This window comes from Actinomadura livida (assembly GCF_014648675.1).
Classification (GTDB): domain Bacteria; phylum Actinomycetota; class Actinomycetes; order Streptosporangiales; family Streptosporangiaceae; genus Spirillospora; species Spirillospora livida.
This window is the reverse complement of sequence record NZ_BMRO01000001.1, coordinates 304,042-327,409: the sequence shown is the minus strand read 5'-3', so window position 1 is coordinate 327,409 and position 23,368 is coordinate 304,042. Positions and strand designations below refer to the sequence as shown.

At 74.1% G+C, this 23,368-nt stretch carries 21 protein-coding genes; 15 read left to right on the top strand and 6 right to left on the bottom strand.

Annotated elements, in window-relative coordinates; genetic code table 11:
* Positions 1–417: 417 nt before the first annotated feature.
* From IEZ03_RS01320 to IEZ03_RS01300, 5 genes are all read left to right on the top strand, one after another.
* Entirely contained in the window at positions 418–3,624 is a 3,207-nt protein-coding gene (locus IEZ03_RS01320; protein ID WP_184882869.1) for a sensor histidine kinase, read from the top strand.
* The gene (locus tag IEZ03_RS01315) at positions 3,621–4,073 is read left to right on the top strand and encodes a roadblock/LC7 domain-containing protein (RefSeq protein WP_132046885.1); all 453 of its coding nucleotides are present in this window, start codon (positions 3,621–3,623) and stop codon (positions 4,071–4,073) included. Before IEZ03_RS01320 ends, IEZ03_RS01315 begins: the two co-directional genes overlap by 4 nt.
* A gap of 30 nt (positions 4,074–4,103) precedes the next feature.
* On the top strand, positions 4,104–4,556 hold the full coding sequence (locus IEZ03_RS01310) for a DUF742 domain-containing protein (protein ID WP_184882877.1): 453 nt from the start codon (positions 4,104–4,106) through the stop codon (positions 4,554–4,556).
* 40 nt (positions 4,557–4,596) lie between these two features.
* Positions 4,597–5,211 (top strand): GTP-binding protein, encoded by a 615-nt coding sequence (locus IEZ03_RS01305; protein ID WP_184890505.1) that lies wholly within the window; start codon positions 4,597–4,599, stop codon positions 5,209–5,211.
* A 127-nt stretch (positions 5,212–5,338) separates the two neighbouring features.
* On the top strand, positions 5,339–6,154 hold the full coding sequence (locus IEZ03_RS01300) for an SGNH/GDSL hydrolase family protein (RefSeq protein WP_184882879.1): 816 nt from the start codon (positions 5,339–5,341) through the stop codon (positions 6,152–6,154).
* Positions 6,155–6,180: 26 nt separating this feature from the next.
* Here IEZ03_RS01300 and IEZ03_RS01295 read toward each other — a convergent pair whose 3' ends face one another.
* Positions 6,181–6,531 (bottom strand): STAS domain-containing protein, encoded by a 351-nt coding sequence (locus IEZ03_RS01295; protein ID WP_184882880.1) that lies wholly within the window; start codon positions 6,529–6,531, stop codon positions 6,181–6,183.
* Between the two features lie 177 nt (positions 6,532–6,708).
* On the opposite strand from IEZ03_RS01295, the gene IEZ03_RS01290 reads away from it, so the two are divergent.
* Positions 6,709–10,305, top strand: coding sequence for an AAA family ATPase (locus IEZ03_RS01290; protein WP_184882881.1), 3,597 nt, complete (start codon positions 6,709–6,711; stop codon positions 10,303–10,305).
* On the opposite strand, the gene IEZ03_RS01285 is transcribed toward IEZ03_RS01290, so the two are convergent.
* The gene (locus tag IEZ03_RS01285) at positions 10,302–12,302 is read right to left on the bottom strand and encodes an ABC transporter ATP-binding protein (protein WP_184882883.1); all 2,001 of its coding nucleotides are present in this window, start codon (positions 12,300–12,302) and stop codon (positions 10,302–10,304) included. The two genes, IEZ03_RS01290 and IEZ03_RS01285, sit on opposite strands and share 4 nt — an antisense overlap.
* A 156-nt stretch (positions 12,303–12,458) precedes the next feature.
* Here IEZ03_RS01285 and IEZ03_RS01280 point away from each other — a divergent pair, with 156 nt between their 5' ends.
* From IEZ03_RS01280 to IEZ03_RS01255, 6 genes are all read left to right on the top strand, one after another.
* Positions 12,459–13,640 carry an LCP family protein gene (locus tag IEZ03_RS01280; RefSeq protein WP_184882885.1) on the top strand — a complete coding sequence of 394 codons (1,182 nt, stop codon included), beginning with the start codon at positions 12,459–12,461 and terminating at the stop codon, positions 13,638–13,640.
* Between the two features lie 58 nt (positions 13,641–13,698).
* Complete coding sequence (locus tag IEZ03_RS01275) at positions 13,699–13,995, top strand: hypothetical protein (protein WP_132046899.1); 297 nt, start codon at positions 13,699–13,701, stop codon at positions 13,993–13,995.
* Between the two features lie 85 nt (positions 13,996–14,080).
* Positions 14,081–14,239, top strand: coding sequence for a hypothetical protein (locus tag IEZ03_RS01270; protein WP_165950175.1), 159 nt, complete (start codon positions 14,081–14,083; stop codon positions 14,237–14,239).
* A gap of 170 nt (positions 14,240–14,409) precedes the next feature.
* Complete coding sequence (locus tag IEZ03_RS01265) at positions 14,410–14,565, top strand: hypothetical protein (RefSeq protein ID WP_165950176.1); 156 nt, start codon at positions 14,410–14,412, stop codon at positions 14,563–14,565.
* A gap of 88 nt (positions 14,566–14,653) precedes the next feature.
* Positions 14,654–15,142 carry a glutathione peroxidase gene (locus IEZ03_RS01260; protein WP_184882887.1) on the top strand — a complete coding sequence of 163 codons (489 nt, stop codon included), beginning with the start codon at positions 14,654–14,656 and terminating at the stop codon, positions 15,140–15,142.
* Between the two features lie 140 nt (positions 15,143–15,282).
* Positions 15,283–16,197, top strand: coding sequence for an oxidoreductase (locus tag IEZ03_RS01255; RefSeq protein WP_184882889.1), 915 nt, complete (start codon positions 15,283–15,285; stop codon positions 16,195–16,197).
* Here IEZ03_RS01255 and IEZ03_RS01250 read toward each other — a convergent pair.
* The 4 genes from IEZ03_RS01250 to IEZ03_RS01235 form a co-directional block, all read right to left on the bottom strand.
* Entirely contained in the window at positions 16,194–16,778 is a 585-nt protein-coding gene (locus IEZ03_RS01250) for a TetR/AcrR family transcriptional regulator (protein WP_184882891.1), read from the bottom strand. The genes IEZ03_RS01255 and IEZ03_RS01250 overlap by 4 nt on opposite strands.
* A 57-nt stretch (positions 16,779–16,835) precedes the next feature.
* Entirely contained in the window at positions 16,836–17,378 is a 543-nt protein-coding gene (locus tag IEZ03_RS01245; protein WP_184882893.1) for a methylated-DNA--[protein]-cysteine S-methyltransferase, read from the bottom strand.
* 74 nt (positions 17,379–17,452) lie between these two features.
* Positions 17,453–20,113, bottom strand: a complete 2,661-nt coding sequence (locus IEZ03_RS01240; RefSeq protein ID WP_184882895.1) for a DUF6493 family protein — start codon at positions 20,111–20,113, stop codon at positions 17,453–17,455.
* On the bottom strand, positions 20,110–21,498 hold the full coding sequence (locus IEZ03_RS01235; protein ID WP_184882896.1) for a DprA-like winged helix domain-containing protein: 1,389 nt from the start codon (positions 21,496–21,498) through the stop codon (positions 20,110–20,112). Before IEZ03_RS01235 ends, IEZ03_RS01240 begins: the two co-directional genes overlap by 4 nt.
* Positions 21,499–21,613: 115 nt before the next feature.
* On the opposite strand from IEZ03_RS01235, the gene IEZ03_RS01230 reads away from it, so the two are divergent.
* The 3 genes from IEZ03_RS01230 to IEZ03_RS01220 all read left to right on the top strand — a co-directional run bounded on the left by IEZ03_RS01230 (position 21,614) and on the right by IEZ03_RS01220 (position 23,346).
* Positions 21,614–21,970 (top strand): hypothetical protein, encoded by a 357-nt coding sequence (locus tag IEZ03_RS01230; RefSeq protein WP_184882899.1) that lies wholly within the window; start codon positions 21,614–21,616, stop codon positions 21,968–21,970.
* A gap of 52 nt (positions 21,971–22,022) precedes the next feature.
* On the top strand, positions 22,023–22,346 hold the full coding sequence (locus IEZ03_RS01225; RefSeq protein WP_184882901.1) for a DUF3817 domain-containing protein: 324 nt from the start codon (positions 22,023–22,025) through the stop codon (positions 22,344–22,346).
* A 76-nt stretch (positions 22,347–22,422) separates the two neighbouring features.
* Positions 22,423–23,346, top strand: a complete 924-nt coding sequence (locus tag IEZ03_RS01220) for a bifunctional helix-turn-helix transcriptional regulator/GNAT family N-acetyltransferase (protein WP_184882903.1) — start codon at positions 22,423–22,425, stop codon at positions 23,344–23,346.
* Positions 23,347–23,368 lie beyond the last annotated feature (22 nt).

Sequence of the window (23,368 nt, the reverse complement as noted above, 5' to 3'; positions counted from 1 at the left end):
CTGGCTGAAAGTCGATCTTTCAACGAGCCGGGAGCGTAGCGCACCACGGGCGCGCTATGGGGGAGATGCCAGCTTTACGTGCACTTATGTGAACACACATGAGCAAGCTGTGACATTTACGTCTCCTACATCACAAGTCTAGACCTGTGTGATCATTCGGGTTGGCCATGATGGTTGCTCTGTGTTGCAATGTTCGGCGCTTGCCCACAGTGGTGCGGGCAGGTGACACGACCCGGATCTCGGTCAGGGTCACTGTGCGCCGCGAGCGATCGACCCATTGAGAGGTAGCGGAGGGCAGTGCGGAAAGCCGAAGGGGCCGAGATGGCCCCGCAGTCCCCTCAGCCAGGCCTGTCTGCCAGCGAAGACGCCCCCAAGCGAGGCTTCCTGGGAGGCCGGTTCAAGCTGCGCAACTGGCGCGTGCGGACGCGCCTCTTCGCCCTCATCGCGGTGCCCACGATCGTGGCCGCACTCCTTGCGGGCTTCCGCGTCCAGGTGTCCATGGAGGACGCCGACGCCTACCGCCGGACCGGCCAGATGGCTACGCTCGGTAAGGAACTGACTGCGCTCGCGCACGAGGTGGAGAACGAGCGCGACGCCATGGCGAGCCGGGCCGCGGGCGGCGCGCGCGCCATCAGCGACGAGGAGCTGAAACAGCGCCAGGCGGGCGTGGACGCCGCCGCCCGCAAGGTGCAGGCCGCGGCCCAGGGCCTGGAGGTCAACGCACCCGGGCTGGATCTGGCGCTCGGGAACGTCCTCGACCGGGTGAACGACCTGCCGGCGCTGCGGGCCCTGTCCGCGAGCCTGGCACCGGGTCCGATCATCGACAAGTACGGCGAGTTCGTCGACGACTTCAGCGGATACCACCTGCTGGTCTCCCAGGACGCCCCGACGCCCGAGCTGGCGCAGGGCGCGCTGGCCCTCGCCGACCTGGCGAGCGCCAAGGACGCCGCGTCCCGGGAGCGCGCCCTCGTCGCCGCGGCCCTCTGGGAGGGGCAGTTCCTCCCGATCGACCGCGCCTCGGTCGACGACGCCCGCGCCGACCTGAACACCAGCATCGAGGCGTTCCGCAGCTCGGCCACCGTGACGCAGCTCCAGCTCTTCGAGGACACCGTCACCGGCCCCGAGCTGGACCGCGCGGAGATCACCCGGCTGCGGGCCCTCGCGGTCGCCGACAGCAACCAGGAGCTGCAGGTCCGGCTCGGCAGCCGCGTCGCGAACAGCTGGACGTCCGACTCCACCGTGCGCATCGACAAGCTGCGCACCGTCGAGCAGAAGATCGCCTCGGATCTCGCCGCCGGGGCCGACGACGCCCAGTCCAGCGCGCAGACCGACGCGATCCGGGACGGGGCGCTGCTGTTCCTCGTCCTCGCGATCGTCCTGGCGACCGTCATCCTGGTGGCCCGCTCGCTGGTGCGCCCGCTGCGCCGGCTGCAGTCCGGCGCGCTGGAGGTGGCCGGCACCCGGCTGCCGGGCCTGGTCGACCGGCTGCGCGATCCGGAGGCCGCCGCGGGCGGCATTGAGGTCGAACCCATCGAGATCGACTCCACCGACGAGATCGGCCAGGTCGCGCGGGCGTTCGACGAGGTCCACCGCGAGGCGGTCCGGCTGGCGGCCGACGAGGCGGTCCTGCGCGGCAACATCAACGCGATGTTCGTCAACCTCTCGCGCCGCAGCCAGTCGCTGATCGAGCGCCAGCTGAAGCTGATCGAGGAGCTGGAGCAGAGCGAGCGCGACGAGGAGCAGCTCGGGAACCTGTTCCGGCTGGACCACCTGGCGACCCGCATGCGCCGCAACAATGAGAACCTCCTCGTCCTCGGCGGCCAGGACCAGGTGCGCCGGTGGAACCAGCCGGTTCCGCTGATCGACGTCGTCCGCGCCTCGCTGTCCGAGGTTGAGCAGTACGAACGCGTCGCGCTCCGGGTTCAGGGCGACATGACCGTCGCCGGCCCCGTCGTCAACGACCTCGTCCACCTGCTGGCCGAGCTGGTGGAGAACGCCACGGTCTTCTCCGCCGACCACACCAAGGTCACCGTCTCCGGGCAGATGCTGAGCGGCGGCGGCGCCATGCTGCAGATCACCGACAACGGCGTGGGCATGTCGGCCGAGGAGCTGGAGCAGGCCAACTGGCGGCTCGCGAACCCGCCCGTCATCGACTTCTCCGCGGCCCGCCGCATGGGCCTGTTCGTGGTCGGCCGCCTGGCCGTCCGGCACGGGATCCGCGTGGAGCTGCGCGCCGCGCAGGGCGGCGGCCTCACCGCGTTCGTGGTGCTGCCCGACGCGGTGATCACCCCCGGCGAGTCCGGCGGGTTCGGCGGCCGCGGCGGCTTCAACGGCCGGGAGAGCGACGGCCAGCAGCTCGCCGCGCTGACCAGCAGCGCCGAGCCGCCCGCCATCGGCTCCGGCGGGTTCGCCCAGGACGACTACGGGACCGGGTCGCACCCGATGGTCGGCGGCACCGGCCCGCTGCGCTCCCTGCGCGGCGCGACCGGGCCCCAGCCGGCCATGAACGAGACGGGTCCGATCCCCGCCGCCGGCGGCGGGCCCGGCTCGTTCCCCAGCACCGGGCCGCTGCCCACCGTGTCGCCCGGCGACCAGGGACGGCCCGCCGACGACCCGTACCAGCCCGGCGACCGGCAGCCGCCGCGCCGCCCGGGCGAGCTGCCCATCCGCCGCCCCGGCGCGCACATGCCGGGACGCCCGGTCGACGACGGCCCCAACGGCCTGTTCCAGCCGCGCAGCGAGCGGCAGGACGGCGCTGCCGGCGCCGCCGGCGCCGCCAACGGCGCCTATGGCCAGGCCGGTGCGCAGGGCGGGCCCCAGTCCGTCGTCCCCGAGGCCCAGCCGATGGTGCCCGAGCCGGGGGGCCCGCGGCAGATCCCCTGGGAGACCGGGCCGCTGGAGCAGGTGGGCGGAGACTCCGGGCAGGGGCCGCAGGCCCCCTACGGCGACGCCTCGCAGACCGGTCCCGGGATGCGGCGGCGCACGTCCCAGTGGGACACGGGCGGGATGCCGCGGCCGGCGGCGGAGTCGTTCCAGGACCCGCCCGTCTCCGAACCGTCCGTGCGGGCGCCCCAGGCACCGCCGGTGCAGGCGCCGCCCGAGCAGCAGGCGCCACCGCGGGTGCCCGAGCGTTCGCCCATCTTCGACGCGATGCAATCGGAGTGGTTCATGCGAAGGTCGGGAGACAACTCGGGGGAGGACCCCGCGCGGGGCTGGGAGTCCCCGGCGGACGCGGGCTTCCGCGCCGCCGAGGCCGCCCGCGAGCCCGTCGCGACGACGCGTACCAACGTCGGGCTGCCGAAGCGGGTGCCGGGCAAGAACCGGGTCCCCGGGGCGGTGGGCCGCGCGGCCGCGCCGGCCGGGAACGCGCAGGCCGGAGCCGGATCGGCTGCGGGCCAGGCGGTGCCGCAGAGCCCCGGTCAGGGGCAGGCCGCGCCGGGCCGGCAGGCGCCCGGCGGGCCGGCGCCGGACGGGCAGGGATACGGCCAGACGGCCGACGTCGTACGCAACCGCTTCGCGAGCCTCCAGCGAGGTGTCCATCGGGGACGCCACGAGGCCCGCGGCGCAGGCACGTCAGGTGAGGCGCCGTCACAGGGTGACGGCGAGACAGGAGGCACCCGGTGAGCGGGCAGGATCTCAACTGGTTGGTGACGAACTTCGCGGACCGTGTCGCGAAGGTCGCGCACGCCGTCGTGGTCTCCTCGGACGGATTGCCGATGGCCTACTCGTCGGGCTTCCCGCCCGAGCGTGCGGACCAGCTCTCGGCGATCGCCTCGGGGTTGATGAGCCTGACCCAGGGCGCGGCGAAGATCTTCGACGCGGGCGGGGTGAACCAGACCGTCGTCGAGATGGACCGCGGCCTGCTGTTCGTGATGTCCATCACGAACGGGTCGGTGTTCGCGGTGCTGGCGGCGCCGGACTGCGACCTCGGACTCGTCGCGTACGAGATGACGCTGCTGGTCGAGCGCGTGGGCCGGGTTCTCTCGCCCGCGCTGCGCGCGCAGGAGCAGGGACAGCCTCCGTACTCGGGTCCTCCGGTGACGGAGATGGGCGCCGGCCCCGCCCGCTATTGACCGTGACTGACTCTGACGGAGGTCGGCGACATGGATCGAGGCAGCTTCGGAGGCAGTCCCGGGGTTCCCGGGCGCTGGCCGGGTGACCACGGGCGGGCGCCCGCGCCGGGACGCCCCCCCGAACGGGCGGAGAGCGAGAACAGCTCGCTGGTGCGCCCGTACGCCGTGACCGGGGGGCGCACCAAGCCGCGCTACGATCTCGCCATCGAGGCGCTGGTCACCGCGGCGCCCTACCCGCCGCGGGACGTGGCCGTGCTGACCCCGGAGTACCGGGCGATCATGGACCTGTGCCGGTCGGCCCGCTCGGTGGCCGAGGTCTCGGCCCTGCTGCGCCTGCCGCTCGGCGTCGCGCGGGTGCTCGTCGCCGACATGGCCGTCGAGGGGCTGCTGCGGCTGCACCAGTCCCAGCCCGCCACGACCACCGGCGGACAGCCGGACCTCCGCTTGCTAGAAAGGGTGCTCAGTGGCCTTCGGAAGCTCTGACCAGGTTCCGGTCCCGGGGTCGCACGGCGGAGAGGCCGAGCTGACCTCGGTCAAGATCGTCGTCGGCGGCGGGTTCGGTGTCGGCAAGACCACCTTCGTCGGGTCGGTCTCGGAGATCATGCCGCTCACCACCGAGGCGGTGATGACCGCGGCAAGCGCCGACGTGGACGACCTGTCGGCCGTGCCGGACAAGACGACCACCACGGTCGCGATGGACTTCGGGCGCGTGTCGCTCGACAGCGAGCTGATCCTCTACCTGTTCGGCACGCCCGGGCAGCACCGCTTCTGGTTCATGTGGGACGACCTCGTCCGCGGCGCCATCGGCGCCGTGGTGCTGGTCGACACCCGCCGGCTGGAGGACTGCTTCGCCGCGGTGGACTACTTCGAGGAGCTCGGCCTGCCGTTCGTGGTGGGCGTCAACGGGTTCCACGGCGAGTTCCAGTACGCGGTCGAGGACATCCGCGACGCGCTGTCGATAAGCGCGCACGTGCCGATCGTCCAGTGCGACGCGCGGAGCCGCGAGTCCACCAAGCAGGTGCTGATCACGCTCGTCCAGCACGCGATGTCGATGCACGCCTCGCCGCCGGCGGGGGCGTCCGTGCCGCCCGCCGCGTCCGGCGGGCAGGTGGGCACCGCGTCGCCCAGCTGGACCTGACGCCGGGCGCGGACACCGGCGGACACCGGCGCCATCGGAGAACCGGCCGGGGCTACGGTCGCGTAGGTCGTGTGCAGTATGCATCATTCTCTACGTGATCGACCATGAACCGGTGATGGGGATTGCGATGAGCGAATTGGAGCCGATCCAGACGTACGTGGCCCTCGGGGACAGCTTCACCGAGGGTCTCAACGACCCCTACCCCGGCGAGGAGGACCGCTTCCGCGGCTGGGCCGACCGGCTGGCGGAACTCCTCGCCGCGCGGAACCCGGGTCTGCGGTACGCCAACCTCGCGGTCCGCGGCAAGGTCCTGCGGCAGATCGTGGACGACCAGGTCCCGCACGCCGTCGGCCTCGCCCCGGACCTCATCACCCTGTGCGCGGGCGGCAACGACATGATCCGCCCCGGGGCCGACCCCGACGCGCTCGCGGTGGTCTTCGACGACGCCGTCCGCCGGCTGCGCGCCACCGGCTCCCGCGTCGTCGTCTTCACCGGCTTCGACACCCGGGGCCTGCGCAGCGGCGGCCGTATCCGCGGCAGGGCCGCCACCTACAACATGCACCTGCGCGCCATCGCCGACCGCCGCGGCTGCACGGTCGTCGACCTGTGGCCGCTGCGCGTCTTCGACGACCCGCGCGCCTGGTACGAGGACCGCCTGCACCTCTCGCCCGAGGGGCACCGCCGCATGGCCCTGTACGTCGCCGAGGTGATCGGAATGCCCACCGGCGGGGACTGGCGCGAGCCCTGGCCGCCGCTGGAGCGCGCCGACTGGCTGACCTCGCGGCGGGAGGACGTCCGCTGGGCCCGCACCTACCTGCTGCCGTGGATCGGGCGCCGCGCCACCGGCCGCTCCACCGGGGACGGCCGGGGCCCCAAGCTGCCCGCCCCCGTGGCGTGGAGCGGCGACCTCGCCCTCCGGGAGGACGAGGCCTCGAACACCTAGCCGTGCGCGAGGAGGCCGCGCGCGGATCAGCCGGGGCCGGGCCCGCCGATGGCGTCCTCCAGCGTGTCGGCCACCGGGATCCGGCGGTGCAGTCCGGTGACCACGAGGGTGCGGCGGATGAGCGGGCGGGGCGCGGCGAGCGTGAGGCTGCCGCCCGCGGCCGTGACGGCCTTGAAGCAGGACACGATGACCGAGAGGCCGCCGGAGTCCATGTACTCCAGGCCGGCGAGGTCGAGGACGAGGCGCTCGCCGTGTTCGCGGCGTGCGTCGTCCAGGTACGTGCGCAGGTCCTCCGAGGAGGCGATGTCGAGGTCTCCGCGCAGCCGCACGACGGTACCCCCGGCGTGCGGCCGCGTGGTCATCTCCAGGAGCGGCACGCGGGGACTTCCTCGGGTTCATGCAAGTTCGTCGAGCGAATCATTTCCACGCGACAACTATCGCGGACGGCGCGCCCCCTGCCAACCCGGCGCGCGACGGGGGTGTGCGCGGTGGTCCCCGGCCGTAGGGTGCTGTCGGACAGTGCCCGATCCGCTGTGTAGGAGAAGGACCCCCAGGTGAGTTCCCCCCGGCTGCCGGACCATCTCGAAGTGCTGCTCACCGAGGAGCCCGTCCTGGACGTGTACGCGCACGGTCCATGGCGCGTGCCCGACGGGCTGTACGAGGAGATGCGCGAACGCGCCGCGGAGTACAACCGGGACCCGCGCGCGGTGGTGCTGACCAGGCAGCTCAGCGACTTCTACGGCGGTGACACGAGCGCGGCGGGCGCGGAGCAGTGGTCGCTGCTGACGTTCCTGCTCGGCGCGTCGGCCGTCCGGGGCGGGTCGCGCGGCGACGTGGACTACGAGCTGCTGTCGGCGTTCCTCGCGAAGTCGGAGACCGCCGTCCGGGACCCGCTGGCCTGGTTCACGCAGGGCGGGCGGTGGCGCCCGCCGGGCCTGTGGCTTCCCGAACCGGCCGGGAACGACCGGGAGCGCCGCGCGGTGATGTTCGAGCTGGCGCGGGCGGGCCTGGACGTCTTCGAGGGGCTGGAACCGGTGGAGCGGCGCCGGCGGGCGCTGATGGAGCTGTTCGACCGGCGCGCCGCCGACCCGGAGCTGCGCGAACAGGACATGACCGTCCCCAACGGGAGCCTGGAGGAGTCGTGGACGTCCGGGCTGACCGATGAGGAGCTGGCCGTCCTGCCCGAGCTGGCGGGGCCCGTCGGCTACCTGGGGTGGGCGTGCGCGGGCCTGGACGCCGCCCACGAGCGCTTGGCGGGGGCCGTCGCGGACGGGGACGAGCCCGACGTCTCCCTGGCCCGGCTGCTGCTCGCGGCCGACGCCTCGGTCGTCCCGGCGGAACTGGCCGTCGTGCTCGGCACGGCGCGCTACGAGAACCTGGAGGAGCGGTTCCGCGCGGCCCGCGACGGCTTCGCCACGGATGCGTGGCAGCAGGACGTGCGGGCGTGGCTGGCCCGGGGCCTGGTCGCCGGCGAGGCCGACGCCGCCCGTGCGTGGCTGGACATGGCGGTGCGCATCACGGGCTCGGTGCAGGGGCTTCCGGACTCCCCGGCCAGCCCGCGCTGCCGGGTGCCCGTGCGTGCGTTCCACGCCGACCTGCGGCGGCTGTTCACCGCGCGGCGGGTCCTCAACACGCTCGGCGCCTCGCTGGGCGGCGGGGAGCGCGAGGGCACCGGGGCCGGCCGGCCCCGCCGCGCCGGGTCCGCGCCGGACCCGCTGGTCGGGCAGCCGGAGCTGTCGCGGGTCCTGGAGGACGCGGTCCAGGCCCGGCTGGCGGGGAAACGAGCCGTCCGCCTGCTGATCTCCGGCCCGGAGGGGACCGGGAAGGGCACCGCCGCCGAGGTGGTGGAGCGCCGGCTGGCCGAGGGCGGAGCGGTCCGCGAGGCGCTGTGGATCTCCGACCAGGTCTTCGCGTCGCTGGGGGTCAGCGACGCCGTCCTGTGGCTGCAGGCACGCGTCCGCGACTGCCTGGAGGGGCGGATGCTCCTGGTGGTGGACGACCTGGAGAAGCTCGCCGCGCACGAGCGCTGCGGCGCCGCCGCCGTGGAGGAGCTGCGGCGCCTGATGGCCCGCTCGCCGTCCCTCGGCGTCGTCGCGCTGTGCCGCCCCGGCGGCGACCGGCGGCTGTTCGACGCCAACCCGGCGCTCGTCCGGGCCTTCGACGTGGCCCGCACCCGCGACTTCGGCGAGGACGACTTCGCCGAGCTGTTCACGCTGGCGGTCGCGCGGCGCGGCGCCCGCGTCGCGCCCGAGACCGCCGAGGCCGCCGCGGGCATGCTGTCGCGCACCCCGCCGCTGCTGAACCTGCGCGGCGCGCGGCTGGTGGAGCACATGGCCGGGCAGGCCGTCGCGGCCGCGGCCCTGCGTGCTGAGGAGGAGGCCGCGGGGGAGGAGGGCGCGGCGCCCGCCGGCCCGCCGGAGGTCACGGCGGCGGACCTGCCGCACCGGCTCATCCCGGGCCGCTCCGCCGACACCGACCCGCTCGCCGAACTGGCCGCCTGCGCGGGGATCGAGCCCGCGAAACGCGAGGTGGACGCGCTGGTCGCCGAGGCGAAGGCGGCCCGGCTGCGCCGCGAGGCGGGCATGAAGGCCAGGGACCTGCCCCGGCACCTGGTGTTCATCGGGAACCCCGGCACCGGCAAGAGCAAGGTCGCGGGCATCCTCGGCCGGCTCTACGCCGACCTCGGCGTGCTGTCCTCCGGCCACCTCGTCGAGGTGGAGCGCGCCGACCTGCTCGGCGAGTACGCCAGCGAGAGCGTCCTGCGGGTCCGGCGGGCGGTGGAGGAGGCACACGGCGGCGTCCTGGTCGTCCGCGACGCGCACGCCCTGGTCTCGGCCGCCGCGGACGCCGCGCGGGGACGCGAGGTCCTGGACGTCCTCCTCACCGGCCTCCAGGCGCGCACCGAGGACCTCCTCGTCGTGCTTACCGGCCCGGAGGCCGAGCTGAACGGGCTGCTGAAGTCGCGCCCCGACCTGGCCGCGCACTTCCCCCGCACCGTCCGGTTCCCCGACCTCACCGAGGACGAGCTGGTCGAGGTGTTCGCCGCCAAGGCCGCCGACGCGGGCTTCGAGCTGGCGCCCGGGGTGCTGGACCGGGTCCGCGAGCTGGCCGAGGCGGCGCCGCGCGAGCGCGGGTTCGGCAACGCCCGCGCGATGATCAACCTGCTCGACCGGGCGGTGGCGCTGCAGGGGCGGCGCGTCCTCGCCGACGGCATCGTCGACGAGACCGAGTCGCTGGACGAGATCCTGCCCGCGGACCTCCCCGACACGCTCAGCCGGGGCCGCGCCGACGTCCCCGGCGACCCGCTCGCCGAGATCGACCGGCTGATCGGGCTGGCCGCCATCAAGCGGGAGGTGTCCTCGCTGGTCGCCGAGGTCCGCGCCGAGCAGCTGCGGCGCGACGCCAAGCTGTCCCCGGCGGCCCCGTCCCGGCACATGGTGTTCATGGGCAACCCCGGCACGGCCAAGACGACGATCGCCCGGCTGGTCGCCGCCGTCTACGCGCGGCTCGGGCTGCTGTCGTCCGGCCACCTGGTGGAGGTCACCCGCGCCGACCTCGTCGCCGAGTTCATCGGGCAGACGGCGCCGCGGGTGCGGGGCGCGGTCGAGCGCGCCCTCGGCGGCGTGCTGTTCGTCGACGAGGCGTACACGCTGTCGTCCTCGGGCGGCGACCGGCGCGACTTCGGCCACGAGGCGGTCGCCGAGCTGCTGCGGCTGATGGAGGAGCACCGCGGCGACCTCGTCGTCATCGTCGCCGGGTACGACGCCGAGATGGAGCGCTTCCTCGACGCGAACCCGGGGCTGAAGTCCCGGTTCCCGAAGGTGCTGCACTTCCCGGACTACTCCGACGACGAGCTCGTCACGATCTTCGAGTTCATGGCGGCGGAGGCGGGGTTCGCGCTCGCCCCCGGGATCCTCGACGGGGTGCGCCGGCTGGTCGCCGCGCAGCCGCGGGGCTCCTCGTTCGGCAACGCGCGGCTCGTCCGCAACCTGCTGGAGGCGGCGATCTCCCGGCAGGCGCGGCGCATCACCGCCAAGCACGACGAGGACCCGGACGGCGTCGAGGCGGCCGAGGTCGGGACGCTGCGCGCCGAGGACCTCCCCGACGCCCCGCGGCCCGAACCCGGCTTCGGCTTCGGGCCCTACATCTAGACGTCCGGCTCGCCCGCGGGCGCGGCGGCGTAGGCGGCGGCCTGGAGGGAGTACAGGTCGGCGTACACGCCGCCCCGGGCCATCAGCGCGGCATGGTCGCCCTCCTCGATGACCTTGCCGTGCTCCAGGACGTAGATGCGGTCGGCGTAGCGGACGCTGGCGAGCCGGTGCGTGATCAGCAGGACGGTCCGGCCGTCGGCGTGCGTGCGGATCCGCTCGAACAGCTGGTGCTCGGCGCGCGCGTCGAGGGCGGCGGTCGGCTCGTCGCAGATCAGCAGCGGCGCGTCGCGGAAGAAGCCGCGCGCGACCGCGAGCCGCTGCCACTGCCCGCCCGACAGCTCGGCGCCGCCCTTGAACCGGCGGTCCAGGAGCGTGTCGTAGCCGCGGGCGAGCCCGTCCACGACCTCGTCGGCCCCGGAGGCGCGGGCGGCCGCGAGCAGCGCCGGGCTCTCGGCACCGCCGGGGACGTGCTCGCCGCCGCGTCCCATGGTGATGTTCTGCCGGGCGGTCATCGGCCAGTGCGTGTAGTTCTGGGCGATGACGGCGATCCGCTCCCACACCTCCTGCGGGGGGACCTTCGTCAGCGGCACGTCGTCCCACCCGACCTCGCCGGCGTCCGGGTCGTACAGGCCGGCCATGATCTTGGCGAGGGTCGTCTTGCCGGAGCCGTTCTCGCCGACGAGCGCGACCACCTCGCCCCTGCGCAGATCCAGCGAGATGCCGTTGAGGGACGGTGCGTCCGCGCCCGGGTAGGTGAACATGACGTCCCGGACGCGGATGCGGCCGAAGTCGTCCGGGAGCCGGCCGTGCGCCTCGGGCGCGGCGGGGAGGGCGCGCCGCGGGATCCGCCGCTCGGCCTTCTCGCAGAACGACAGGTAGTCGCCGAAGTACAGGCCCTCCTCGTAGCACTGGTTGACCGCGAACACCAGGTTGACCAGGGACGACTGGCCCGACCTGATCGCCAGGACCGCCGTGCCCGCCACCGCCAGCGGCACCGCGCCGTTCCACAGCATGAACCCGAGCGCGATGTAGACGGCCGCCGTGGCGATGCCCTTCAGCACGTCCCCGCTGACCTTCGCGACGGTCTGGCGGCGGGCGAGGTCGAGCTCGACGCCGCGCTGGTGGGCGGCCTGCCGGTCGTACTGCTCCAGCAGGAACGGCCGCATGGTGAACGAGCGCACCTCGGCGGCGTGCTCCCGCTGCACCATCAGGTCGGACAGGATCCACTTGCGGCGGGCGACCTCGACCAGCGAGAGCATCGTCAGGTACTGCATCCGGGCGCTGCGCACGGACGCCCAGCCCTCCGGGAGCGCCGTCAGCAGGAGCAGCGGCAGCAGCAGCGGGTGCAGCACGCCGAGCGTCCCCGCGGCCGCGGCCATCCCGACGGTCCCCGTGAGCACGTCCACCGCCTGCTGGACGACCCGCGGCGCCGACGTCATGCCGCGCGTCTGCGCGCGCTGCAACTCGTCGAGGAAGTCGGAGTCGTCGAGCGCCGCCAGGTGCACCGCCGTCGTCGCCTCGTACAGCCGCAGCTCGGCGAGCCGCTGGACCTGCGGGTTCAGCCGCGACTGCGACCAGCCCGCGCACGCCTGCAGCCCGGCGCGCAGCGCCACCGCGCCCGCGACGAGCGCCAGCGACGGCAGCGCGTCGCGGACCCGGTCGGGCGTCGGCCCGGCGCTGAACAGCGCCGTGAGGACGCCGGTCGTCGCCAGCAGCCAGAACGCCGTGAAGACCCCCGCGAGGAGGTTGAGCGAGATCGTCGCGGCCGTGTCGGCGGGGCTCGCCCGCCAGGCCAGCCGCGTGGCCTGCGCGATCACCGCCGGGAGCCGCCGCGCCACCGTGACGAGGCCGGTCTCGGCCAGTTCCAGGTCCTTGGCGTGCCAGGTGTGCGTGGTCAGTTCCGGCAGCCCGGCCGCCTCGGGGCGGGCTCCCCGGGGACGCCGGTCCCTCCGCCCGCCCGACCCGGCCCGTCTGGAAAACCGCCGTCGCGTACCCATGCGTCGCCCTCCGCACGTCCTGCCCGCCAAGGGCAGTGTGCGTCCCAGGGAGGATGCTTTCCGCTTCATGTGTCACATACAGCGGTGATTTGTACCAGCGGACAATCATGCAGGAGAAGGACGCGGGGAACGCGCGGGAAGTCTAAGGTCTACGGCATGAGCGACCGCTGGCCGGAGGGCTGGACACGCAAGGAGGGCGAACGCGTGGCTCGCAGCAGGCACCACTCCGTTCGGGCGGAGCACCACCAGCCCGCGGCCTACGGGCGGGAACGGCGCGGGGACCCCTACGATCCGTACGACGACCCGTACGCCGGCGACCAGCTTCGCGGCGGAGGCCGGTACGACCAGGGCGACGCGTACGGCGGGCCCCCGCCCCGGCGCCGCAGGCGCCGCCGCGGCGGGCGGGTGTTCGGCGCCATCGTGGTCGTGCTGCTGCTGGTCCTCGTCGGCGGCTACTTCTACCTCGACTCGCGGCTGAAGCGCGAGTCCGTGCTCGTCGACTACCCCGGCCGGGTCGCCGACACCCCCGGGACGAACTGGCTGATCGTCGGCTCCGACAGCCGCGATGGCCTGTCGAAGGCCGAGCAGCGCAAGCTGAAGACCGGTTTCACGCCGGGACGGCGCACCGACTCGATGATGCTGCTGCACTACGGCTCCGGCGGGACGTCCCTCATCAGCCTCCCGCGCGACTCCTACGTCCCGATCCCCGGCAAGGGCCGCAACAAGCTGAACGCGGCGTTCGCGTTCGGCGGGCCCAAGCTGCTCGTCCAGACCGTCGAGGAGGCCACCGGGATCCGCATCGACCACTACGCCGAGATCGGCTTCGGCGGCTTCGTCGGCGTGGTCGACGCCGTCGGCGGCGTGGACATGTGCGTCAAGGAGGACATCAAGGACCCGAAGGCGGGGCTGAACCTCAAGGCCGGCTGCCAGACGCTGGACGGCGCCCAGGCGCTCGGCTACGTGCGGACGCGCGCCTACGCCCGCGCCGACCTCCAGCGGGTGGAGAACCAGCAGCAGTTCTTCGGCGCGCTGATGAAGAAGGCGGCCAGCCCGGGAACGATGCTCAACCCGTTCCGGAGCATCCCGCTCGCGATGAACTCCACCAGCAACTTCCTCGTGGACGACGGCGACCACCTGCACCACCTGGTCCGCATGATGTGGGCGATGAAGGGCGTCAGCGGCGGCGACGGCGTGTCGACGACGGTCCCGATCGGCGGCGGCGGCAGCGCGGCGGGCGTCGGCTCGTACATCACCTGGGACAAGGCCAAGGCGACCAGGCTCTTCGAGGCGCTCAAGCAGGACCAGGCGATCCCGCAGGACGTCATCCAGAAGAAGTGAGCGCGCTCCGGAGGACGTGCGCGCGGCAGGACGGCGCCGGCGCGGTTAGAGTCGGAGCATGTCCGACGTGACGCCCGGCGGGGCCGCCGAGCTGGACGGGCTGCCGTCCAAGGAGCTGTACGAGCGCGCGATGGCCCTGGCGAAGGAGCGGCGCGACGTCGGCTTCCTCTGGGAGCTGCTGCGCGCGATCCCCGCGGCGGCGGCGTCCCTGGGCGAGGTCGGCCGCGCCCAGTTCGACATGGTGCACGGCCTGTCGCTGCTGGAGGAGTTCACGCACGCGGGCGAGGGGGAGCTGGCGGACGCGCTCCGCCCGCTCTACATCCGGTACCTCGCCGAGCACGCCAACGGGACCTGACCGTCTCTTTGCGTGCCGTTGATCTCTGATGGGGCGGCACTGGGAAACACTCTCCGTAGTCATCTGACCGCAGAGGGTGGTTGCAGTGAACAAGAAGCACATGAAGATCGCCGGCATCGCGTTCGGGGTGTGGTACGTCATCAGCAGACCCGAGGGCGCGGCGAGACTCGTCAACAACGCCCTGGGCGGGCTCGGTACCGCCGCCGAGTCGTTGTCGCAGTTCATGAGCGCCATCCCGAGCTGACGGACGGCTCCCTGGCCCCGTACCCCGCGCGGTGCGGGGCTTCTTCGTGCACGGCCACCAAGCGGTTGCCTCGGCGTCACAGTAAAATCGCGCTTTGCGGGCAGACGCGCCTGGGCACAATTGGATCGGGTCAGTTGTGTCGCTGCGCTACAACCAGGGACGGCGTACGGATGAAGAAGAACCTCCGCTATGTGGCTATCGCGTTCGTCATCTTCTACTTGCTGAGTTCGCCCACGGACGCGGCCAACGTGGTCAACAACGCTTTCAGCCAGCTCGGCGAGGCGGGCAGTCAGCTCGCGGCGTTCGTGAACGCCTTGGGCACCTGAGGCCGCGCCGCCGCCGGACCCGTCCGGCGGCGGCCGGACGATCGAGGACGTGGCCGGTCACGGGGGGTGATCTCCTAGGATCGGCCTCATGTCTGTCTTCGACGTAGAGATCGACGGCCTGCGGGGCGGACCCGCGGACCTCGGCCAGTACCGGGGCAAGGCCGTGCTCATTGTCAACGTCGCCTCCAAGTGCGGCCTCACCCCGCAGTACTCCGGCCTGGAGCGGCTGCAGGAGAGGTACGCGGAACGCGGCTTCACCGTCCTCGGGGTGCCCTGCAACCAGTTCATGGGGCAGGAGCCCGGCACCGCGGACGAGATCGCCGAGTTCTGCTCGGCGACCTACGGGGTCACGTTCCCGATGACCGAGAAGGTCGAGGTCAACGGCGACGGGCGCCACCCGCTCTACCGGGACCTCGTCGGCACCCCCGACGCCGAGGGCCACACCGGCGACATCCGCTGGAACTTCGAGAAGTTCCTGGTCGCCCCCGACGGCTCGGTCGCGGCGCGCTTCGCGCCCCAGGCCGAGCCCGAGGCGGCCGAGGTCGTCACCGCCATCGAGGAGAACCTCCCGTCCTGAGAACCGGCGCGCCCTCCCTCGGGAGGGCGCGTCCGGCGGTGTGTGAACCGCGCCACATCGCCGCCGGGTTGTCCGCTATTCGAGAACACGTCTAACTTGTGTAGCCGCGGTGGAGTCGCGATATGACGTGGAGGTGCCCGATGCGCGGGTGGACGGCAGGCGACATCCCCGATCTGCGGGGCCGGCGGGCGATCGTCACCGGGGCCAACAGCGGCCTCGGCTACCACACCGCGCTGCAGCTCGCCCGGCACGGCGCGTCCGTCGTGCTGGCCTGCCGCAGCGCCGAGCGCGGCCAGGCGGCCTTCGACCGGATCAGGGCGGCCGCGCCGGACGCCGACCTCGTCCTCGCGTCCCTCGACCTCGCCGACCTGGCCTCGGTCCGCGCGTTCGCGGCCCGGTACGGCGACGCGTCCGTCGACCTCCTGGTCAACAACGCGGGGGTGATGGCCATCCCGCACCGCACGACCGCCGACGGCTTCGAGATGCAGTTCGGCACCAACCACCTCGGGCACTTCGCCCTCACGGGGCTCCTGCTGCCCGCGCTGCGCTCCGCGCCGTCGCCCCGCGTGGTCACGGTCACCTCGGCGTTCGCGTGGTCCGGGCGGCTGGACTTCGACGACCTGCAGAGCGAGCGCCGCTACCGCAAGTGGTCCGCCTACGCCCAGTCCAAGCTCGCCAACCTGGTCTTCGCGCGGGAACTGGACCGGCGCGTCCCGGAGGTGACCAGCCTCGCCGCGCACCCCGGCTACGCCGCCACCAACCTCCAGCAGACCGGTCCCCGGATGCAGGGCAGCACGCTCATGGAGAAGGCCGCCGGCATCGGCAACGCCGTGATCGCCCAGTCCGCCGCCGCGGGCGCCCTGCCGTCCCTCTACGCCGCCGCGGCCCCGGACGTCCACGGAGGCGCCTGCTACGGCCCCCGCATCCTCCAGTACCGCGGGGCCCCCACCGAAGTGGTCACGCCCCCGCAGGCGAACCGCCCGGGGCAGGCGGAGCGCCTCTGGGACGTCTCCGAGACCCTCACCGGCGTCGCCTACGCGGCCGCCGCCTCCTAGGGCCCCTGGCGCAGCCCCCGCGTCGCCTGGGCCAGCGTCGCCGCGACGATGGCCTCGGCGTCGCCCGGCGCCCGCTGCGCGAGCCGCGCCGCCGCGTCGACCATCCCCTGGATCAGCTCGGCGCGCAGCTCGGCGCCGGGGACGCCGGCCTCCTCCAGGGCGGCGACGAGCGGCCGCAGCAGCTGCGCGTGGCCCGTCCGGATGCGTTCGAGGGCCGGTTCCGCGAGCGCGTGCTCGGCCAGCGCGACCGCGGCGGCGTGCCGCCCGTCGGTCATCACCCCGAGCTGCACGCGGATGTAGGCCCCGACCTTGCCCTCCAGGTCGCCGGGGCCCTGCAGCGCCTCCTCGACGAGGGACGCCCACCGGGGCAGCTCGGCCTCGACGATCGCCGCGACGAGGTCGTCCTTCGACCGGAAGTACTCGTACAGGCTCGGCCGCGACAGCCCGACGCGCCGCGCCAGCTCCGCCAGCGACAGCGCCTCGATGCCCTCCTCGGCGACCAGCGCCCGCGCGGCGTCGAGCAGCGTCCGCAACTGCCGCGCCCGGTGCTCCGCGACGGTCGCCTCACTGATCTTCGGCACGCCGCCATCCTACGATTCCCGGCCGCGCCCGGGTAAGCCGCCGTTTCCCCGGCGCCGTCAGGGCGCGCGCGTGATGTCCCAGTCGAGGGTGGCCGGGATCGCGCCCTCCAGGGTGAGGAGCCAGCGCTTCACCTCGACCCCGGAGCCGCCGCTGTAGCCGCCGAGGCCGTTCGAGGCGACCACCCGGTGGCAGGGGACGATCAGCGGGATCGGGTTGGACCCCATCACCTGCCCGATGACCTGCGCGTGGAGGCCCGTGCCGCTGCGGTCGCCGAGCTCGCCGTAGGTGACGACCTGCCCGTACCGGACCGAGTCGTACAGCGTCCCCAGTACCCGCCGCTGGACGTCGGAGGCGAGGCGCCAGTCGATCGGGACCTCGAAGTCCTTCAGATCGCCCGCGAAGTAGTCGCGGAGGCCGGACAGGACCGGCGCCAGCCGTCCCGGGGCCTCCACCACGGGAAGGCCCGCGGCCTTCGCGGTGCGGGCGCGGTTCGCGGGCGTGTCGCGGAAGTGCAGCGACACGACCCCCGCCTCGGTCTCGGCGACGAGCAGGCGGCCGAGCACGGTCTCGACCGTGCCGAACGCGAGTGTCTCGGTCATGCTCGCTCCTTCCGGTGTGTCCAGCGTCCCACGGGGTCAACACCAGTCGCATTGGTCAACACCAAGGGCCGCCATCACGTTGCAAGGGTCCGGTGGAGGCGGGCGGCCTCCGTGACCAGGCGGGTCGAACCGCCCCGGGCGGCCACGTCCGCGACGGCGGGGATCGTCCCCTTCGCCCCCGTGGTCTCGGCTGCGCGGGTCGCCAGGGTGAGCAGGGCCGGGGCGCCGGCCGCGGCGGACTCGCCGGGACCGGGGAGGAGGTGCGGCAGGGCGGCGGCGAGCGTCGCCCAGACGCCGGCGCCCGCACCTGCGTCGGCCGCCTCGGTCAGGGCCCGCACGATGCGCGGCAGGGGGACGCCGTCGAGGACGGCGAGCCTGCCGAGGGCCGTGCCGGTCTCGGCCGCGGGGAGGGCGCCCTGGGCGCTGAGGACCAGGAACGCCCCGACGGCGTCGGCGCCCACCCGGTCGTGCGGGCTCGTCAGCGCGAGGGCGAGGAGCGCCGCGGTCGCCGGGCCCGCGGGGCCGTCCGCCTCCGCCAGGTCGTGCATCACGGGACCCAGCCCCCAGTCGTAGTCGGCGGTTGCCGCGATGTGGGGGAGGAGGTGGGCGGCGGTGACCTCGCGGTGCGACGGCAGGACGGACGGCCAGAAGCCGCCGAGCCCGTCGAAGCGCAGCGGCGGGAAGTACGTCCGGTTCCCCTCGGGAAGGGTGCACAGGTAGGCGATGTCGGGGTCCGCGGTCGTGTCCGGCGTGGACGAGACACGGATGGCCAGGCGGTCCGCGACAACGCGCCGCCGGCCGCCGGGCGCCGGGTCCGCCTTGCCGAGTTCGCACTCCACGGCCGGGTCGCCGAGGCCGCCCCGGGCGAGCCAGGACGCCGCGGTCCGGCCGGCCTTGGACGTCAGCGCCTTCGCGCGCGCCGCGGCGGACGGGTCGGTCTCCCGGGGCAGGCGGAGCAGCGCCTGCAGCAGGTCGGACCGCGCCGGCTCGGCCCCGGCCTCCGCCAGCCGTTCGAGCCGGTCCAGCAGGACGTCCGGGGCGACGTGGCCGCCGCCCTCGGTCGGAGTCGCGAGCAGCAGCGGCACCCGGCCCAGGGCGGATCCGATCTCGCGCATCCGCCAGAGGAGGAAACGCTCCATCAGCGGTATGCGGGTGCCCGCGGGCTCTTCGTCCCAGCTCTGGAACGCGGAACGGAGCCTGGACCCCAGCGACCGGCCCGGGTCGGGGGCGAACAGGCTGCGGACGGCGGACTGGACCCAGCCGTTCCCGATCCAGACGCGGGTGTGCCGGTCGACCTTGGGCGCCGCGAGCCACGGCGCGATGTCGGCGACGGGACCGCGCAGGGCCTCGCGGACCGCGGCGGAGTCGGCGTAGGCGAACTCGACCAGCGCGGCGAGGAACCGCTCGACGGACCGCCACTCCTGGGCGGCGCGCATGTGGACGGTGAACTCCTCGGCGAGTTCGGCGAGCGAGCCGATCGGAGCGGACCACTCGCGCGGGACGAAGGGCGGCGGCTCCGGGACGGGTTCGGGTTCCGCCGGGGCGGCGGCCCCGCCGAACGCCTCGGCGATCGCCGCGCGGAGCTCGGCGGGGAGGACGGCGGCCGCGTCGCGGACCTCCGCGCGGGCGGGCTCGCCCGCCCGCGCGGCGTGCTTCACCGCGATCTTGACGGCGCGCTCCCGCAGGTCGAGGGCCTCGGAGCCGAAGACCGCGGTGAGCGCGGTGACCGTGGCCTCGACCCGGTCGCGCTTGCGGGCCGTCCGGTCCAGCCAGGTCAGCGCGCCGCGCAGGAACTTGCGCTCGGGACGGAACAGCAGCGCCCCCACCGCCTCCTCGAAGAGCGCGGCGTCGAGCGCGCCCAGGTCGTCGGCCTGGCGGACCGTCCGCAGCGCCAGGTCGGCGACGGTCGAGGGCGCGACGGGCAGCAGCCGGACGTAGTCCCGCACGCGGGCGGCGGCCTCGTCGGCGGTGGGCTCCAGCCCGTTGTGCAGGCGGACGAACCAGCGCAGCTCGTGCGGCCTCCCGCCGCGGAGGAACCGGCCGACGCACCCGTCGAGGAGCAGCTCCCGCTCGATCCGCCCGTCGCGGGCGAGGGACACCAGGGCGCCGATCCACGTCCGCCCGTTCCAGGTGGCCTCGTCCGTCCGGGTCGCGTCCTCGGCGAGGAGGGCGCCCACCCCGTCCACCTCGAAGAGCCTGGGGAGGAGCGGGTCCAGGAACGGATCCCCGGCCAGTTCCCCGGGGCGGCCGCCCTCGGCCGCCCAGCCGGCGACGAACCCGTCCGACTCCGGGGGCGGCGCACCGGCGGACCTGGTCAGGGCCGCCGAGAGATGCCACAGGAACCACGTGTCCCCGGAGACGCGCAGCCGGGCGGCGACGCGGCGGCCGACCTCCGCGCGCCACGCGTCCGGGCGGCCGGCCGTCACCGCGCACAGCGCCGCGCAGAGGCCGGCGAACCCGTCCTCCGCCCACCAGAGCCGCAGCTCCCGCCGGCACAGCCAGGCCGCCGCGGCCGCCGGGCCGCCGATCGTGCCCGCCCCGGCCAGCAGCAGGGGCTCCTGCGCCTCCCAGCCCGGGAACCCGAACCGGGAGCCGGGCCGCATCGCCTTCAGCGCGCCCGGCAGCTCCTTGGCGACCTCGCGCCGTCCCGGCTCGTCCAGCGCGGTGACGACGCGGACCGTCTGCTCCCGGTCACCGGCGTCGATCGCCTTCCGCACGTCGTCCCACGCGCTCATCGGGCGGCCTCCGCCCCCGCGGCGGCCGCGCCGGGCTCGCGGCGGACGATGCCCGCGGCGAGGACGTGCTTGCACGGCCCCCGTTCCCCGCGATGGTCGTACCACCACGGGCACGTGCACGTCGCGTGCCCTTCCATGAAGCGGACCCTGCGCTCCTGCTCGTTGCTCAGCACGACCGCCGTGTCGCCGGACGTGAGCCGCACGGCCCCGGCCTCCACGAGCGCCCGCGCCGCGCGCAGCCGCGGGTTGAGGTCGGCGACCCGCGCCGGGTCGTAGGGGAGCTCGCGGTGGAAGTACGCCGCCTCGGCGGTGTCGAAACCGACCCGGCCGGACGTGCCCAGCTGGGTCAGCGCCGCCTTCGTCCTGGCCGGGGTGAGGCCGGAGCGCTCGGCGAGCAGGTCGGGTTCGACCCGCGGCTCGAAGGACAGCAGCGCGCCGATCAGGTCGGCGTCCGCCGCGGCCTCGTCGGTGGAGAGGGCGTCCAGCACGGCGCCCTCCCCGGAGAAGCCCCGCCCGTGGCCGGGCGACAGCGTCAGGACGTACCGCATCCCGGGCAGCTCCAGTTCCCAGACGCTCGACATCGGCCCGCTCTGGGCGCCGGCGGGCGGCCCGTAGACGCGCAGGGCCGTGGCGAAGCGGAGCAGCGGCAGCATCGTCCGCAGGCGCTCGGGCCCGGCCAGGCACACCGCGCCGGGGGACGGGCGGGAGGTGAGCCGTAGCGTCCGCCCCGCGGGCACGGCCCACAGCGCGCCGCGCGGCGCGCGGGGCATCGAGCGCAGGAAGCGCACGGCGTCCGCCGCGGCCAGCTCGCCGCGCGGATCGAACCCGGCCGTGATCACCTGGACCTCGGCGAAACCCCGGAGCCACCGGTCGGGCAGCGGCACCTTCTTCTCCACGACCGCGCCGTCCATCGTGGTCACGGCCAGTTCGTCGGCGCCGACCGCCAGGTGCAGCGGATCGGAGCCGCCCACGCGGGCGAGGGCCTCGCGCAGCGGGCCGTTCACGTCCACGTTGGTCGTGCCCCGGTCGTGCACCTCGCCGTCCATCGCGGCCTCCAGCACGTCCAGCCGGGCGTACACGCCGCCGCACGCGGAGAACGACTCCAGCCGCAGCCGGTCGCCGCTGCACGTGACGACCGGGTCGCGGAAGGCGGTCGGCCGCGGCTGGAAGTACCGGGTCCGCGCGACGTCCGCCAGCCCGAGCAGCGCCGCCGCGGCCGGCGCGGGCCGGGTGAGGACGCCGCTGAAGAAGTGCGGGTGCGCCCGCGGCCCGCCGCTCGTCGTCCCGCCGGAGGTGGAGAGCCCGAGGAGCCCCCCGTCCAGCCCGGACGGCCGCGTGTAGGTGTACGACTGCGCGGCCCCTGCCGCCGCTGTGCTGCTCGCCATGCGGTGAAGGTAGAGGCGGCCGCCGACAAATCATGTCGGAACGGAGAATCCGGCCGTCCGGGCGTCGGCCGGGGTCGTGGCCGGACCCGGCCGGAGCGGGGGTAGGCTTCGTGACGTGCGACGGTTCTTCACCCCGGGCTGGCTCGCGCTGCACACTCTGGCGATCGTGCTGTGCGGCGCGTTCCTCGCCTTCGGCTGGTGGCAGTTCGACCGCGCCCAGAGCGGCAACGACCGCAGCTGGGCCTACACCTTCGAGTGGCCGATCTTCGCGCTGTTCGTGGTCGTGATGTGGGTCAAGATGATCCGCGACGAGCGCAGCGGCACCGCCCCGGCCCCCAAGGTGATCGAGGAGCCCGCGGAGGCCGAGGTCAAGCAGGAGATCATCCGGCGGCAGGAGGACGAGGACCCCGCACTCGCCGCCTACAACCGCTACCTCGCGCGGCTCAACTCGCAGGGCGGCGGGCGCCGCTGACCCGGCCGCGCCGGGACCGTCCCGGGCGGGCCGCCGACGAAAGGTGTGATCTGTGGAAGGCGCGGTGACCAGGTACCGGATCCTGGCCATGGTGGTCGGCACGCTGCTCGTGCTGCTCACGATCGGCATGGTGCTGAAGTACGGGCCGACCGACATGCCGGGGATGGTGGCCGTCGTCTCGCCCATCCACGGCTTCTTCTACATGGTCTACCTGGTGGTCGCCTACGACCTGTGGCGGCGCACCGGCTGGCCGCTGAGCCGGATCGTGCTGATCGTGCTCGGCGGCGTCGTGCCGCTGATGACCTTCTTCGTGGAGCGCCGGATCGTGCAGGAGGCGCGGGCGCTGGGCGGCGCGGAGGCCGGGGCGCGCGCCTGATCCGGCCTTTCCGGGCACTGGATGCGGGCTGTCTCGTCGATTAATGTTTGACTGAGTCAAACATTAGGAGGCGGCCATGGCGGTGGCCGAGGGGGACGTGGGCACGGTCCGGTCGTTCAACCGGTTCTACACCGGGGTGATCGGCGTGCTCGGGGAGGGGCTCGTCCGGACGCCGTACTCCCTCACCGAAGCACGGGTGATCTTCGAGCTGGCGCAGCGGAGCGAGACCGAGGTCCTCGCGCTGCGCCGCGCCCTGGACCTCGACCCCGGCTACCTCAGCCGGCTGCTGGCCCGGTTCGAGACCGACGGGCTGGTCGAGCGGGAGCGCGCGCCGGGCGACGCCCGCCGGCAGATCGCCCGGCTCACCCCGCGCGGCCGCGAGGTGTTCGCGATGCTCGACGAGCGGTCCGTCGCCGAGATCCGCGGCCTGCTGGCCGGCCTCTCCGCGGGCGACCGGAGCCGGCTGCTCGCCGCGATGCGCTCCATCGAGGACGTGCTCGGCGGCCGGCCCGGCGGGGACGGCTTCGTCCTGCGCCCGCTGCGCCCCGGCGACCTCGGCTGGATGGTGGAGCGCAACGGCGCCCTCTACCACCTGGACTGCGGCTGGGACCGCGGCTACGAGGCCCTCGTCGCGTCCGTCGTCGCGGACTACGTGCGGGACCACGACCCGCGGCGGGAGAACGCGTGGATCGCCGAGTCGGGCGGGGAGCGCGTGGGCGGGGTGTTCTGCGTCCGCCGCACCGACGACGTCGCGCAGCTCCGGCTGCTGCACGTCGAGCCGGACGCCCGCGGCATGGGCATCGGCGCCGCGCTGGTCGGCGAGTGCGTCCGCTTCGCCGCCGGGACGGGGTATTCGGAGATCATGCTGTGGACGACGGCGCTGCAGCGTCCGGCGCACCGCATCTACGAGCGGGCGGGGTTCGTCCTAAAAGAGGAGGAGCCGCCGGTCGAGCGCTTCGGCGACGTGATCCACGGGCAGGTCTGGCGCAAACGGCTGTGAACCGGGCCCGTGGCGCTTCACG